This is a genomic window from Domibacillus robiginosus (assembly GCF_000966195.1).
GTDB classification, from domain to species: domain Bacteria; phylum Bacillota; class Bacilli; order Bacillales; family Domibacillaceae; genus Domibacillus; species Domibacillus robiginosus.
This window is the reverse complement of the sequence record NZ_LAHL01000013.1, coordinates 118465-133330: the sequence shown is the minus strand read 5'-3', so window position 1 is coordinate 133330 and position 14866 is coordinate 118465. Positions and strand designations below refer to the sequence as shown.

Here is a 14866-nt window from a genome sequence, read left to right as displayed (position 1 = left end):
GCGTCCGGGTAGCTCTACTTTCCATGGGCAGGCGCTGACCCGGGCGCCGCCAAGTGGCTTGCCACAAGATTGTATAGAGTGAATAAGGTCGTATCTTTCTGTGTAAAAAAAAGAAAAAGTCTATTAAATCCTTGCTTATAGATTTTGAACATCACTTATCGGCTCTTTTTTGAAAGAGACAGACTTTGTCTACAAACTGAGCCCGCCTGTACGAGGCGGGCGGACATCACGTTGTATATTCACCATTAATTTTTACATAATCGTAGGAAAGATCACAGCCCCATACGGTAGCAGCGCCTGTTCCTGTTCCAAGTGATACTTGAATAAGTACTTCATCTGTTTTTAAATATTCTTCCAGTTCAGCACGTTTGTCGTCTGTCGGTGCGCCGTTTTGGAACACATACACGTCAGCAAAAGCAACGGAAACAGAAGAGGTATCGACCGGATCCTCCGAATTTCCAATGGTAGACATGATTCTGCCCCAGTTTGGATCTTCACCGAAAAGAGCTGTTTTCACAAGCGGTGAGTTGATAAGCGACTTGCCGATTTTCTTCGCTACGGTATCACTGTCAGCACCCGTGACCTGTACTTCTATAAGCTTTGTCGCACCTTCTCCATCCCGGGCAATTTCTTTCGCCAGTTCAATGCAAAGCTCCGTTAAGACCGCTTCAAATTGGACCAGGTCCACTTCACCTGCCAGACCGTTCGCCATAATCGCTACTGTATCGCTTGTGCTTGTATCACCATCTACAGATACACTGTTGAACGATACGTTTACGGCATTTTGAAGCATTGTTTTTAAATCATCGGCTTCTATTCTGGCATCCGTTAAAATATAACTAAGCATTGTCGCCATATTCGGCTCAATCATGCCAGATCCTTTTGCCATCGCGGCAAGGGTGACATTCCCGATTTTGCGAGTTCTGAATTTCGGGTAAGTATCAGTGGTCATAATCGCTTTTGCCGACTGCTCAAGCCCGTCTGCACGCAGCTGCCCTTTTAAACCTGGAACAGCCGAGACAATTTTGTCAATGGGCAGTGGAACACCAATGATTCCTGTAGAAGAAGGAAGCACATCAGAAGGATCAATCTCAAGCTCAGCTGCTACCGCTTCCGTTATTGAACGGGCATCTTGAAGGCCTTTGTCGCCTGTCGCCACATTTGCATTTTTACTGTTCACAGCAATAGCCTGCAGATAGCCGTCTTTTATATGCTCTCTGCCAATGACGATCGGCGCGCCGCAAAATTGGTTTTTTGTAAACATCGCCGCTGCTGCTGCGCGGATCTCTGAGTAAATAATAGTAAAATCGAGTGTCTCGTCTTTGATTCCTGCATTAATAGAGCAGGATGAAAATCCTTTTGGAAAGTGAGTCAAAGAAAATCCTCCTATATGTTTATGTCAATGTTTTTATTATACAATGAAACGAGCAGCTTCGTGAAGAATATTTGAATAATTATTCAAATAATATGAATATGTAACCTTGACTTCTCCATAAAATCCAGTAAGATAAAAGGATAATAGAATGGCAGAAAGGGTGAGAAATCATGATCGAAGTACGCAAAGCTGTGCTGGGTGACGTGGAGCAAATATTTGAACTTGTGAATCATTATGCAAAAGAAGGGCTGATGCTGCCACGAACGAAAGAGTCACTTGTTCTAAATTTGCAATCGATTTTTGTTGCGGAAGAACAGGGGGAGGTCCTTGGCGTTGCAAGCCTTGCGATACTTGGTCACGATCTCGCTGAAGTACGTTCGCTCGGTGTAAAAGAAAATGCTAAAGGACGCGGAATTGGAAAGCTATTAGTGAAACGTATTATAGAAGAAACAGAATTAATCGGTATTCCCAAGTTGATTTCCTTAACTTATCAAGTCACTTTTTTTGAAAAATGCGGATTTGAAATTATTTCAAAATCAGAAATGCCTCAAAAAGTATGGACTGATTGTGTACACTGTCCGAAATTCCCGAGCTGTGATGAGATTGCTATGGCAATTAAAACTGCTTAACTTAACAGGCTGAAGACAAGTACGTGCTTTCTAACTTTGTCTGCATTTTTAAAGCTGCTCATTCCGGGCAGCTTATTTATTTTTTTTAAAGCTGATGATTTTCCTTTGAAAATGGGTATAAAGAGTTTATACAGTTTTTCACAAGGAGAAGACAGGAGAGATGAAGATGGAGCGAAATCGTACAATGATGCAGTTTTTTGAATGGCATTTGCCGGCCGATCAAAAGCATTGGAAAAGGCTTGCTGAGCGGGCAAAAGAATTAAAGGAAGCAGGCATCGGCGCTGTTTGGGTTCCGCCGGTTACAAAAGGGCAGTCGGCAGAGGACCAGGGGTATGGCGTGTACGATTTATTTGATCTGGGTGAGTTTGATCAAAAAGGAACAATTCCTACAAAATACGGGACAAAAGAAGAGCTTCAACAAGCGATCAAAGCATGCCACGAAGCCGGTATTCATGTTTACGTTGATGTGGTGATGAACCACAAAGCGGGAGCGGATGAAACCGAAACATTTGCGGTTGTGGAAGTGGACGAGCTTGATCGAAAAAAAGTCATTTCAAAAGCGCCATTCGATATTGAAGGGTGGACTAAATTCACATTCCCCGGGCGAAAAGGAAAGTATTCTGATTTTATTTGGACATTTGATCATTTTAATGGCACTGATTATGATGCTAAAGAGGATCGGACCGGTATTTTCCGAATTGAAGGCGAGCATAAGAAGTGGAATGAAAATGTAGATGACGAATTCGGCAATTATGATTATTTAATGTTCGCTAATATTGATTATCGCCACCCGGCAGTACGGGAAGAAATGATCAAATGGGGAAAATGGCTGGCAGAAGAACTGGATTGCGACGGATATCGGCTTGACGCAATCAAACATATCGATCATAAATTTATCGATCAATTCACAAAAGAAGTAGAAGAAGAACACAATGGAGATTTCTTTTTTGTCGGTGAATTTTGGGTACCCGATTTGGAGTCATGCGCCCATATGATCGAGGCAACCAACGGCCGTATTCACTTGTTTGATGTGCCGTTAAAGTATAATTTATACAGTGCCTCGCATGAAGGCGCCAAGTATGATTTATCTAAAATTTTTGAAGGTACAGTAGTAGAAAATTTTCCGCAAAATGCGGTGACATTTGTAGATAACCATGACACACAGCCGGGAGAATCACTTGAATCGTTTCTCGCAGACTGGTTTAAGCAAAGCGCTTATGCCCTCACGCTGCTTCGCCATGATGGATACCCATGCGTCTTTTATGGTGATTATTATGGAATTGGCGGGGAGCATCCAGTAGAGCCTAAAAAAGACGCGATTGATCCTCTTTTGTATTGCCGCTTACATAAAGCATACGGCGATCAGAAAGATTATTTTGATCATCCGAATACAATTGGCTGGGTACGTCGGGGAGTCAAAGAAATCGAGCGATCCGGCTGTGCGATTGTCATTAATAATAGCGAAGAAGGCGGAGAAAAGCACATGTGTGTCGGAGAAGAACGTGCCGGCGAAAAGTGGGTAGATATGCTGAATTCCCGCGATGATATTATTGAAATTGGCGCAGACGGCTGTGCAACGTTTCCTGTTAATGCAGGCTCTGTTGCTGTTTGGGCCCTTCCAGAAACAGATGTAGAAGAACCAGATCATAAAGAAGACCGAAAGCATGAATTGCTCAAAGACTTTATGCAGGAAGTAAAGCAGGAAATCAAGCAGGAAATCAAGCAGGAGCTAAAAGAAGAAGTAGAACAGAAAGTAAAACAAGAAGTAAAAGAAGAGCTAAAAGAAGAAGTGAAAGAAGAAGTAGGGCAGGAGATCAAGCAGGAAGTAAAAGAAGAAATTGAAGAGGAAACAATTAAGGAAGCAAAGCAGGAAATAAAAGAAGAGTTGAGTAAGGAAGCAAAATGGAACCAGGGAGAAACAAAAAAAGTAAGACCAGGCAAAGGAAGCAAAAAATCAACAGGAAAAAACAATAAAAAATAAACGAACAACCCGCCTTTTTCCCTAAGGCGGGTTGTTTATGATTACAATCTAAATGAGCTTTTTAAAGAAACAATTCGGTTGAAAACAGGATTGCCAGGTGTTGAATGCTTCGGATCTACATTAAAGTAACCATGGCGGAAAAACTGTAGTTTTTCCTGTACATCTACATCTTTCAAGTTTGGCTCGATAAATCCGCTTAATGTTTCAAGCGAGTTTTTATTCACATAATCGAGGAACGTTTTGCCTTCTGTATCCTCGCCCTCTTCGCTGTCCATAATGAGTGGCTCATACAAGCGGAACTCAGCAGGCACTGCGTGTGTTGCATCTACCCAGTGAATGGTTCCTTTTACTTTCCGTTCATTAAAGTCAGAACCGCTTTTCGTCCGCGGATCGTACGTGCAATGAATTTCAACTACATTGCCGTTCTCATCTTTAATGAAGTCTTCGCATTTTACAAAGTAAGCATGTTTTAAGCGAACTTCATTGCCAGGGAAAAGGCGGAAGTATTTTTTCGGCGGGTTTTCCATGAAGTCTTCTTGTTCAATATAAATCTCACGTGAGAATGGAATTTTCCGCATTCCCATTTCCGGGTTTTCCGGATTGATTTCCGCATCGAGCCATTCCACTTGTCCTTCCGGATAGTTCGTAATCACAAGCTTCAACGGGCGCAGAACACCCATCGTACGAGGTGCTTTCAGCTTCAAGTCTTCTCGAACAAAATGATCCAGCATCGCTGCATCTACAACCCCAGAGCCCTTTGATACACCCGTTTCCTTTACAAACTCACGAATAGCGTCTGGCGTAAATCCGCGGCGTCTCATGCCGGAGATAGTTGGAAGGCGTGGGTCATCCCAGCCGTCTACATGCTTTTCATCAACAAGCTGCTTTAACTTCCGTTTGCTCATAACCGTATTCGTGATGCCCAAACGGCCGAATTCGATTTGCTGCGGCTGCATATCCATTTCACATTCACGCACAACCCATTCATAAAGAGGGCGGTGGTCCTCAAATTCTGTGGTGCAAAGAGAATGTGTTACGCCCTCGATCGCATCTTCAAGCGGATGAGCAAAATCATACATCGGATAAATGCACCATGCATCGCCCGTATTGTGATGGGACGCATGAGAAACGCGGTATAAAACAGGATCACGTAAATTTACGTTTGGCGATGCCATATCAATTTTGGCCCGAAGCACTTTGGCTCCGTCTTCGAATTCGCCTTTTTTCATCTGTTCAAACAGATCCAGATTTTCTTCTACAGTCCGGCTGCGGTATGGACTTTCTTTTCCTGGCTCTGTGAGAGTACCGCGATATTCTCGAATCTCCTCAGCAGACAAATCGTCTACGTAAGCCAGCCCTTTCTTAATGAGAAGCACAGCACGTTCATACATTTCGTCAAAATAATCGGACGCATAGCGGAGTTCATCCCACTCGTAGCCAAGCCAGGCTACGTCCTCTTTAATTGAATCTACGTATTCCTGATCCTCTTTTAATGGGTTTGTGTCGTCGAAGCGCAAATTTGTTTTACCGCCAAAATCGTCAGCCAGCCCAAAATTGATGACAATTGATTTCGCGTGTCCGATATGCAGATAGCCGTTCGGCTCAGGCGGGAAACGGGTAATCACGTGATCCCGTTTGCCTGACTCCAGGTCCTGTTTAATGATCGTGCGAATAAAATTAGATGATTGTTCCAAGTGAATCCAGCCTTTCTCTGTTAAGGTCATGTATGCCTATTATATTTCACTGACCGCACGAAAGAAAGGGCTGGCCCTTATTCTTTCATTTTCGCGGTAAATTGGTCGAATCGTTCCTCCGTTTTGCCCTCTGTTTTTGTCAGCAGACTGACGATGACAATCGCTGCTAAAGAGATGAGGAATCCTGGAATTAATTCGTAAAGAAAATTCGCAAGCACCGGTACTTCTGACCAGACAATCACCGTAACTGAACCTGCAAGCATCCCGATAAGGGCACCCCATTTTGTCATTCGTTTCCAGTACAAGCTGAGCAGAATCGCCGGCCCAAATGCAGCACCGAATCCGGCCCACGCATAGCTGACAAGTCCCAAAATCGTATCATTTTTCTCCCAGCCAAGCGCAAGCGCGATAACCGAAACAGCCAGCACAGCTGCACGGCCGAGAAAAACAAGCTCTTTATCAGAGGCATTGCGGCGGAAAAATGTTTTGTACAAGTCTTCCACAAGCGAACTTGATGTAACAAGAAGCTGTGAAGAAATGGTGCTCATAACAGCCGCTAAAATAGCTGACAGGATAAAGCCTGTAATCACTGGGTGGAATAAAATTTCACCCAGTTTAATGAAAATGGTTTCCGGATCTTCAATCGTAAGACCATTCATTGAGTAATAAGCGATTCCAAGGAAACCAGTAAGCATTGCTCCAACGATAGAGAAAATCATCCAGCTCATGCCGATCCGGCGCGCTGTTTTCACATCTTTTTTGGACGTGATCGCCATGAAACGGACGATGATGTGCGGCTGTCCGAAGTAGCCGAGTCCCCATGCAATCAATGAAACAATACCCAGCGCACTTTGTCCCTGAAATACATCCAGCATTTTTGGATCAATGGAGCGTACTTCTGACACGGCTGTGCCAAGTCCGCCCATTTCAATCAGCGTGACAATTGGTACAAGAAGAAGTGCCAAAACCATAATAATTCCCTGTACAAAATCTGTCCAGCTAACTGCGAGAAAGCCGCCGAACAGTGTATATGCGACAACAATGACCGTTACAAGAACGAGTCCGACATGGTAATCAAGTCCAAACGTTGTATCAAACAATACGCCGCCGGAGACCATACCGGAAGATACATAAAACGTAAAAAACACTAAAATGACAATCCCGGAAACAAGACGCAGCATTTTTGAACGGTCATCGAAGCGATTCTCCAAATAACCAGGAATGGTAATGGAATCGTTCGCTACTTCCGTATAAACGCGAAGCCGCGGTGCTACATAAAGCCAGTTTGCCCAGGCGCCAAACGTTAATCCAAAAACAATCCAGGAAGAACTGATCCCTGACATGTACATCGCACCTGGCAGGCCCATAAGAAGCCAGCTGCTCATATCGGATGCGCCGGCAGAAAGTGCCGTAACAGCAGGACCTAACCCACGGCCGCCAAGCATGTAGTCGGTTAAGTTAGACGTTTTTCGATACGCTAACCATCCGATCAGCAGCATAACAGCCATATAAATACCAATTGAAAACAACAACCAAAAATTCATTGAAACATCCTTTCTTCATTTTGCGTAACGGTAACCATTATAACGGACTAAACAAAAATGTAAAAAAAAACAGGCCCTCCGGCACTGGTCCGAAAAGCCTTTCATTCCTATTACACTATGCTTTGGCAGTTTTTTTATTTTTTATTGGATCCACCGCTGTTTTGGCAAAAAATTTCGCGTTTTGCGGAATTTGTTTTGCTTCATTTACAGTTAATGTAACCGCCTGTTTTGCATGATCCACATCTGCCATAATGTGTTCCTGATGAACCTTCAATTCATCCGTTTCGCCTTTGATCTTATCCGTTTCGGTTTGAATACGCTGCTGCGCAGCTTTTAAATGATCCACTTTTGGTTTGATCGATTTAAACGCTTTGACCGCTGAAACGGCCAGATAAATAAGTGCAGCCACAAAAATAGCAAGGCTGATCCAGCCAATCCATTCCATAAACATAACCTCCTGAAATTCGAGCTTTCTTTTACTGTACCCTGAATATGCGGAAAAGTAACAGAAAATGTTTTGAAAAACAGTGAAAACGGAAAAAAGAAGGAAGAGGTGGTTTTATGATCAAAGACCGGACAAGATTAAATTTATCAAGGCACATCTGGATTGTCCCCGGAATATACAGCATCGGCGCTCTTCTTTTGGCCAGTTTAGTGGTTTGGATGGATATTTCACATTACGTAGAGCTTAAAAGGTGGGTGCCGGACCGGCTTTTAACCAGCACTTCTTTGTCTGAGACCATTCTCGGCTCTATTGCAGGCTCTCTTTTGACGATGACCTCGATTACTTTTTCTACACTGATGGTTGTATTAACCACTTATTCAGGACAATTTTCACCGCGTATTTTACAAAACTTTATTCATGATAAAGTCACGCTTCGGGTGCTCGGTGTATTTATGGGCGGGTTTGTTTACTCCATGTTTTCTCTGTTGTTTATCCGCGAAGTAAATGAAGATGACCCGGTTATTTCCGCGGCAGTAGGAGTATTTATTGCGCTTGTTTGTCTTGGTTTTTTTGCTCATTTCCTGCAGCACGTGGCTGATTCTATTCAAGTAACCAAATTAATTGACCGCCTGGCAGATGATGCAGTGGAAACCATTGAAAAAGTGGAAGTTGCAGGAAGGCGGGTGGATGAGCATCCTCCTGTGCCAGAGGGAGAACCGGAAGTGCTGGTCTCCGGTAAAAAAGGCTACATTCAATTGTATGAATGGGAAAAGCTTTTAGAGACGGCAAAAAAATACGATTGTGTAATCCAATTTCTGGAACCGATCGGGGCTTTTGTAACAAAAAAAACGCCTCTCGTTAAGCTGTACCGCTCTCGTTCGTTTCATCAGGATGTGCGCGATTACGTAAAAGTCGGCGAAGAGCGAACGCCGGTACAGGATGTGGAGTTTGCTGTTCAAAAGCTCGCTGAAATTACGCTGCGGGCCCTGGCTCCGGGAGCGAACGATCCGAATACAGCCATTGACGGCATTCGCCATATTGGGCTGGCGCTTGATGAAGCAAGCCGGCTTGATGGAAAGTATACTGTTTTTGAAGACAGAGTCATCATCCCTCGACGTCCGTTTGAAAAGATTTTATATGAAACGTTTTACGAAATTTGTTATTCAGGGCGAGATCGTGTGTCTGTTCTTTTAGCTGTATTTGAAGCATTAGAGATGATTTCGGATAACAATACCCCGGCCATTCAAGAAAAGGTGCGCGATTTCGGCAGCTATGTCCGGGCAAAAGTAGAGGAGGATATCTTAAATGAAGCAGACCGGCAAAACATTACAAAACGGTTTGAACAGCTATAAGCCGGTTAGTGACGCGTTTTTTCATGCACCGACGCTGTCTCTGGCCCGCGATTTACTCGGCTGCCTGCTGGTGAAGGAAACAGAAGAAGGCACAGCCTCGGGTTTTATCGTGGAAACGGAAGCATACCGGGGGCCATTAGACCGTGCAGCGCACAGCTATAACAATAGAAGAACAAAGCGCACAGAAGTCATGTTCGCGGAGCCCGGGCGCGTGTATACATATTTGATGCATACACATTGTCTGGTCAATGTGGTGAGCGGCGAAGAAGGCACACCGGAAGCTGTATTGATCCGGGCAGTGGAACCGTATGATGGGATCGATTTAATGATGGAGCGGCGGGGAGAAATGCCGATGAAAAATTTAACGAGCGGTCCCGGCAAGCTCACAAAAGCACTTGGCATTCATATGATCGATTATGGGCGTCGCTTTGATGAACCGCCCCTGTTTATTGCTCATGGCTTTACACCGGAAAAAATCGCCGTCGGTCCAAGAATCGGCATTCCAAACAGCGGAGAAGCAAAGGATTATCCATGGCGTTTTTGGGTGGGGGGGAATCCATACGTTTCCAGATAAAAAGCAGCGGCCAGGCAGCCGCTGCTTTTAATCCGGATATTTTTCTTCGCTTGAAGAAGAGTCCTTTGTTTTATGCTTGTCCTTTTCTTCGCGCTGTTCCATTTTCAAATCTTCCAGCGGGATGGCATCTACATTTTGCTCTTCTTCAAATTTATCGTACAGGCTTTCTTTTTCAGTATCGATTTGCTCTGGATTGTCCATTTTACCTTGATCAAGCTTTTTATCCATTTGCTTCATCTCCTAAAAAATCGTTTTTTGTACTGTAACCTTATTTTGTCATTGTTAAACATGAGAAAAAAATGGATAATAAACAAAAAAACATTGAAGGAGCTTTTATGTCAACAAAACCCGCTTTTTTATCATCACTGCAGCCATTTTTACAGGAATCCTGGGAGAAAGCCGGCTTCAAGCAGGCTATGCCGGTTCAGGAAGAAGCGATCCCGCTTTTACTCGATGGACGAGATGTGATTGCTGAATCACCAACTGGAACCGGAAAAACACTGGCTTATGTTTTACCGATGCTGGAAAAAATCGATCCGAAGCGCAATCAAGTCCAGGCTCTTGTTATGGCATCGTCACGTGAGCTGATTATGCAGATACAAGAAGAGATCCGTACATTCGGAGGCGGTGTTATTACATCCGCCGGCATGATTGGCGGTGCCAATATTAAACGTCAGACGGACCGATTAAAAAAGCCGCCTCATATTATTTGTGGAACACCGGGACGGCTTTTAGAACTCATTCAAATGAAAAAGCTGAAAATGCATGAAGTAAAATTGATTGTACTGGATGAAGGGGATGAATTATTTACAACTGCCCTTTTTGAGCCGGTTCAATCCATTATTAAAGCAACCCAAAAGGATCGCCAGCTCGCCCTGTTCTCGGCTACACTGCCCGCTGCGGCGGAACAGAAAGCAAAAGAGCTGATGAATGATCCAGAAACGATTCACGTAAAAAAAAGCAGCCTGCCTCAAGAAGGAACGGTCCGCCATCTGTATTTTACCTGCGCATGGAAAGAGAAGCAGCAGATGATCGAGAAGGTCATGCGCGTATTTGAACCGGAGCGGATGCTTGCTTTTGTAAAAGATATAACAGATGTAAATGTTATGTCAGAGAAGCTTGCATATAAAGGGCTTAAAAATGGTGTGCTGCACAGCGAGTTACGCAAAGAGGAGCGAGTAAAAGCAATCCGGGATTTTCGAAGCGGCAAAGCACCGCTTCTGTTTGCTACAGATGTTGCCGCACGCGGACTTGATGTGAAGGGACTGACTCACGTGCTTCATTTTGAAGCGCCGCATAACGTGCGTGAGTATACACACCGTTCAGGACGTACGGGGCGCGCCGGGGAAGACGGCACGATTATTACACTGATCACGAGTGAGTTTCAAGAAAAAGAACTGAAAAAAATGGCACGCCAGATGGGTGTAGAGCTCGAAAAATACGAATTTTTCAAAGGAAAAGCATTTCCATCCCGAAAATAAGCCGGATGGCCGGACTATTCTTTTTTAGTCCATGCTTCATCAAATAAAATCTAAATGTAAATAGAAAAAGGGAAACAGCCGCGGCTGTTTCCCTTTTTCTTATATAAATAATTCCAGGCGGCAGGAAAGATCTGATTCTACAATATCTCCTATCCGAATCGGAATCGGATTTTGAAACAGCGGTCCATCGTAAACAAATGTATGAAACTCGCCATTCTCGCCCATTGGACAGCAATCTGTCTGCGCGATATCCGCCGCAAAAGAGGCATCGAGTGTCCGGCCGAGGAATTCCTGGCTGATCACGCCTTTACGAGTACGGATGATTACGGCTTTATATTGTGTATCAAGAAATTCTTCAAGCATGCGGAAAGCTTGTTCCGGCTCCGCACGAAGGGGGAAAAGGGCGGAAAGTCCTGCGGAAGCCGCTGTGTTTTCTCCCCATTCAAAGTGAGCATCCGTGTAAATATCCCCATATGCAATGCCGTCTAATTGAAAGAATTCTTTCAAGGTGTTCAAATCATGTATAAAGTCTTCCGTGTAATGGTCGTAGCGGCACCGGATAAAATGAACCGGAAGACCGAGCATTTTACTTTGTGCTTCAATCAGTTCCGTTTTTTCGTCGTGTCCGAATGTGCGGCCGGTTTCAATCGGTACTGTTGTAATCAGGCAGGCAATATCGACCTGCTGCTTTTTTAACGTATGAAGGACCATCATACAGTCTTTGCCGCCGCTCCATGAAAGTGCATACCGTTTAACCACTTATTTTTCTCCCGTGTTTTCTTCATATTGTGTGTCGATTTCTTTGCGAACCGATTCGTAATCATTTTCTATCTGCTCGCGTTTTTTCTCATAATCTTCTTCAGCCATGCTTCTTACTAATTCGTAATAGTCTTCCAGGTCTTTACGGACTCCATCATATACGTCAGGGTCCAGGCTGTACTCATTATTTGCTTCGATAAGTGTGTTCACAGATGTGTTTTTAAAACTAATCATCCGGTTGGTAAATTTATTTTTCAGGTTAATTAAATCAGTGGTATCATTGTTTTTCTGGTAGATCGCGTCTACCGTATGGGAATTGCGCCAGTAGATCCATTCCACCATCGCATCATTTGATTTTTGAAACTCTGCTTTGAGTTCCTGCTCGTCATCCGCTTCAATAAATTCTCCATCTGCCGCGTCTGCAATGGCTTTTAAAGCGGCCTGATCGGCGTCTTCAATTGAGAAGCCAATAACGTTAATAATGGGTTCAATATCAGAGGCAGCCAGCCCTTTTGCCGTTTCCGCCGGGTTGCCGTCACAGGTTTCTTTACCGTCTGAGACAATATAAATAACATTTGTCGCCTCTTGACCGGCTGATGCCGCCTTTAAGGAATCACCTGCCTTGGCAAGAGCCGCTGAGATAGGAGTCCAGCCGCTTGCCTGCACAGATTCTACCGCCTGGGTAAATGAGCTTTGGTTGTAAGTGCCGAGCGGATATACTTCCTCAATAGCACTGCACGAAAGACCTTTATCGGAATCGGCACTTGTTCCCTTATGTCCGTAAATAGAAAGAGATACGCTTGTGCTCTCCGGCAGGTTAGCTGCAAATTCAGAAATCGCTTCCTTCGCAATGTCCATTCGGCTTTTTCCGTCGATTTCTGCTTTCATAGAACCGGAGGCGTCAAGGATCAAAGCGACATTTACATGTTCTTTTACTTCACGGCCGTTTAACTTGATGTTAGAACCGGTATCCAGCTCCTCCAAAGAGATTTTTTCCTGCGGAGTAAATTCATTGATCGCTGGAAGTTCAGGGTGAAAGGTATCAAAGAGCAGCTTGCTCACCGCCGCCTGCCGGGATTCTTCACTCGTTTCCGCTTTATCAATTTCTCCGATTTGCTGTACGATATCTTGTTTATCTTGCTCTGTCAGTTCATCATCTTCAATTTTTTCCCACCATTTTCCTTGCTTGGCTACTGCTTTTTCAAGTGTATCCGGATAAGAAAAAGTTGTTTCTTCTGTTACTGCAGCTTGTTCTGCCGCTGACTCTGCGGCTTCTTTTGTTTCCGTCTCCTGTGAGCCGCAGCCGGCCAAAAAAGCAGCAAAAACAAAAGGGAGTAATCCAGTCCTCTTCACAAGTTATCCTCCTTATCACATTTTCCTTTAGTGTAGCGAAAAGAAAAATCGAAATGTGTCGAATATTGTCAGGAGAATGGAAAATGATAGAAAAGACCTGTTTGTTAAAAGACTTTAGTCGTCCACGATTCACCGTTCCAAATGTCTGTAACTACATCACGGTAAAATTCAGGCTCGTGAGAAATCAGCAGAACGCTTCCTTTGTAATCTTTTAATGCCCGTTTTAATTCATCTTTTGCATCCACGTCCAGGTGGTTGGTTGGCTCATCGAGTACAAGAATATTGGATTCCTGATTAATCAGTTTACATAAGCGAACTTTCGCTTTTTCACCGCCGCTCAGTACCGAAACTTTGCTTTCGATATGTTTGGTTGTCAGGCCGCATTTCGCCAGAGCTGCCCGAATTTCGTATTGGGTGAACGACGGGAATTCTGTCCAAAGCTCTTCGATGCACGTATTGCCGGTATCTGTTTTTATTTCCTGCTGGAAGTAGCCGATCAGCAAGTTTTCGCCGCGCTCAACTGTACCGGAAACCGGCTTGATTTCGCCAAGCAGACTTTTTAGCAGTGTCGTTTTTCCAATTCCGTTTGCACCGGTTAATGCTATTTTCTGCCCGCGCTCCATGCGTAAGTTTAAAGGGCGTGACAACGGCTCATCGTATCCAATGACAAGATCGCGTGCTTCAAAAATCAGCTTGCTTGGTGTCCGGCCTTCTTTAAAGCGGAATTCCGGTTTTGGACGTTCTGCCGCAAGCTCGATCACATCCATTTTATCGAGCTTTTTCTGGCGTGACATCGCCATATTTCGTGTGGATACACGCGCTTTATTGCGAGCTACGAAATCCTTCAAACCAGCGATTTCCTGCTGCTGTTTTTTGTAAGCCGCTTCAAGCTGCTGTTTTTTCATTTCATATACTTTCATAAATTCATCGTACGTGCCGGCATAGCGGTTCAACTCTTGATTTTCCATATGGTAAATCAAGTTGACGACGCTGTTTAAAAATGGAATATCATGCGAAATAAGTACAAATGCATTTTCATATTCCTGAAGGTAGCGCTTCAGCCATTCGATATGCTGTTCATCAAGGTAGTTGGTCGGCTCATCCAGCAGTAGAATTTCCGGCTTTTCGAGCAGTAATTTAGCCAGAAGAACTTTTGTCCGCTGTCCGCCGCTCAAATCATGTACATCACGCTCAAGGCCGATGTCGTCTAAACCAAGGCCGCGCGCCGTTTCTTCAATTTTTGCATCAATCACATAAAAGTCATTGTTCGTCAGCAAATCCTGCATCGTTCCGGTTTCTTCAAGCAGCTTCTCAAGCTCTTCCGGTGTAACATCGGCCATTTGGCCAAACAGCTCATTCATTTTTGTTTCGATATCAAATAAATATTGAAATGCCGTGCGAAGTACATCGCGAATCGTCATGCCCTGTTTGAGCACAGCATGCTGGTCAAGATAGCCGACACGGACATTTTTAGCCCATTCTACTTTTCCCTCATCCGGCTGCAATTGTCCGGTAATAATATTCATAAAGGTCGATTTTCCTTCGCCGTTTGCTCCGATCAGGCCAATATGTTCTCCTTTAAGCAGGCGGAATGACACATCATTGAAAATAGCACGGTCGCCAAAGCCATGGCTCAGGCGGCTTACTGATAAAATACTCATCTATATAAACTCCTTGTT

The 14866-nt window shown here is 44.2% G+C and carries 12 protein-coding genes and 1 pseudogene; 5 read left to right on the top strand and 8 right to left on the bottom strand.

Annotation, left to right across the window (positions count from 1 at the left end):
* Positions 1–226: 226 nt before the first annotated feature.
* Positions 227–1375, bottom strand: a complete 1149-nt coding sequence (argJ, locus tag VP97_RS10915) for a bifunctional glutamate N-acetyltransferase/amino-acid acetyltransferase ArgJ (RefSeq protein WP_050181863.1) — start codon at positions 1373–1375, stop codon at positions 227–229.
* Between the two features lie 170 nt (positions 1376–1545).
* On the opposite strand from argJ, the gene VP97_RS10910 reads away from it, so the two are divergent.
* Positions 1546–2004: an N-acetyltransferase gene (locus tag VP97_RS10910; protein WP_050181861.1), complete on the top strand. Its 459-nt coding sequence runs from the start codon at positions 1546–1548 to the stop codon at positions 2002–2004.
* 166 nt (positions 2005–2170) lie between these two features.
* A pseudogene (locus VP97_RS10905) lies at positions 2171–3625 on the top strand (alpha-amylase); the annotation flags it as partial.
* A 401-nt stretch (positions 3626–4026) separates the two neighbouring features.
* Here VP97_RS10905 and VP97_RS10900 read toward each other — a convergent pair.
* The 3 genes from VP97_RS10900 to VP97_RS10890 all read right to left on the bottom strand — a co-directional run bounded on the left by VP97_RS10900 (position 4027) and on the right by VP97_RS10890 (position 7668).
* Positions 4027–5679: a glutamine--tRNA ligase/YqeY domain fusion protein gene (locus tag VP97_RS10900; protein ID WP_050181977.1), complete on the bottom strand. Its 1653-nt coding sequence runs from the start codon at positions 5677–5679 to the stop codon at positions 4027–4029.
* 77 nt (positions 5680–5756) lie between these two features.
* Positions 5757–7223 carry a sodium/proline symporter PutP gene (gene putP / locus VP97_RS10895; protein WP_050181859.1) on the bottom strand — a complete coding sequence of 489 codons (1467 nt, stop codon included), beginning with the start codon at positions 7221–7223 and terminating at the stop codon, positions 5757–5759.
* Positions 7224–7338: 115 nt separating this feature from the next.
* A complete protein-coding gene (locus tag VP97_RS10890) occupies positions 7339–7668 on the bottom strand; it encodes a DUF948 domain-containing protein (RefSeq protein ID WP_050181857.1) in 330 nt (109 codons plus the stop codon).
* A gap of 116 nt (positions 7669–7784) precedes the next feature.
* On the opposite strand from VP97_RS10890, the gene VP97_RS10885 reads away from it, so the two are divergent.
* Together VP97_RS10885 and VP97_RS10880 are read left to right on the top strand one after the other, a co-directional pair.
* Positions 7785–9020, top strand: coding sequence for a DUF2254 domain-containing protein (locus VP97_RS10885; protein ID WP_050181854.1), 1236 nt, complete (start codon positions 7785–7787; stop codon positions 9018–9020).
* On the top strand, positions 8974–9594 hold the full coding sequence (locus tag VP97_RS10880; protein ID WP_050181851.1) for a DNA-3-methyladenine glycosylase: 621 nt from the start codon (positions 8974–8976) through the stop codon (positions 9592–9594). Before VP97_RS10885 ends, VP97_RS10880 begins: the two co-directional genes overlap by 47 nt.
* A gap of 27 nt (positions 9595–9621) precedes the next feature.
* Here VP97_RS10880 and VP97_RS10875 read toward each other — a convergent pair whose 3' ends face one another.
* Positions 9622–9822 carry a hypothetical protein gene (locus tag VP97_RS10875; RefSeq protein WP_050181848.1) on the bottom strand — a complete coding sequence of 67 codons (201 nt, stop codon included), beginning with the start codon at positions 9820–9822 and terminating at the stop codon, positions 9622–9624.
* Between the two features lie 71 nt (positions 9823–9893).
* Here VP97_RS10875 and VP97_RS10870 point away from each other — a divergent pair, with 71 nt between their 5' ends.
* Entirely contained in the window at positions 9894–11075 is a 1182-nt protein-coding gene (locus tag VP97_RS10870; protein ID WP_245629875.1) for a DEAD/DEAH box helicase, read from the top strand.
* A 99-nt stretch (positions 11076–11174) separates the two neighbouring features.
* On the opposite strand, the gene VP97_RS10865 is transcribed toward VP97_RS10870, so the two are convergent.
* The 3 genes from VP97_RS10865 to VP97_RS10855 all read right to left on the bottom strand — a co-directional run bounded on the left by VP97_RS10865 (position 11175) and on the right by VP97_RS10855 (position 14848).
* Positions 11175–11834 carry a Dph6-related ATP pyrophosphatase gene (locus VP97_RS10865; RefSeq protein WP_050181845.1) on the bottom strand — a complete coding sequence of 220 codons (660 nt, stop codon included), beginning with the start codon at positions 11832–11834 and terminating at the stop codon, positions 11175–11177.
* Positions 11835–13187: a vWA domain-containing protein gene (locus VP97_RS10860; protein ID WP_050181843.1), complete on the bottom strand. Its 1353-nt coding sequence runs from the start codon at positions 13185–13187 to the stop codon at positions 11835–11837.
* Between the two features lie 104 nt (positions 13188–13291).
* Positions 13292–14848, bottom strand: a complete 1557-nt coding sequence (locus VP97_RS10855) for an ABC-F family ATP-binding cassette domain-containing protein (RefSeq protein ID WP_050181840.1) — start codon at positions 14846–14848, stop codon at positions 13292–13294.
* Between the last annotated feature and the right edge of the window lie 18 nt (positions 14849–14866).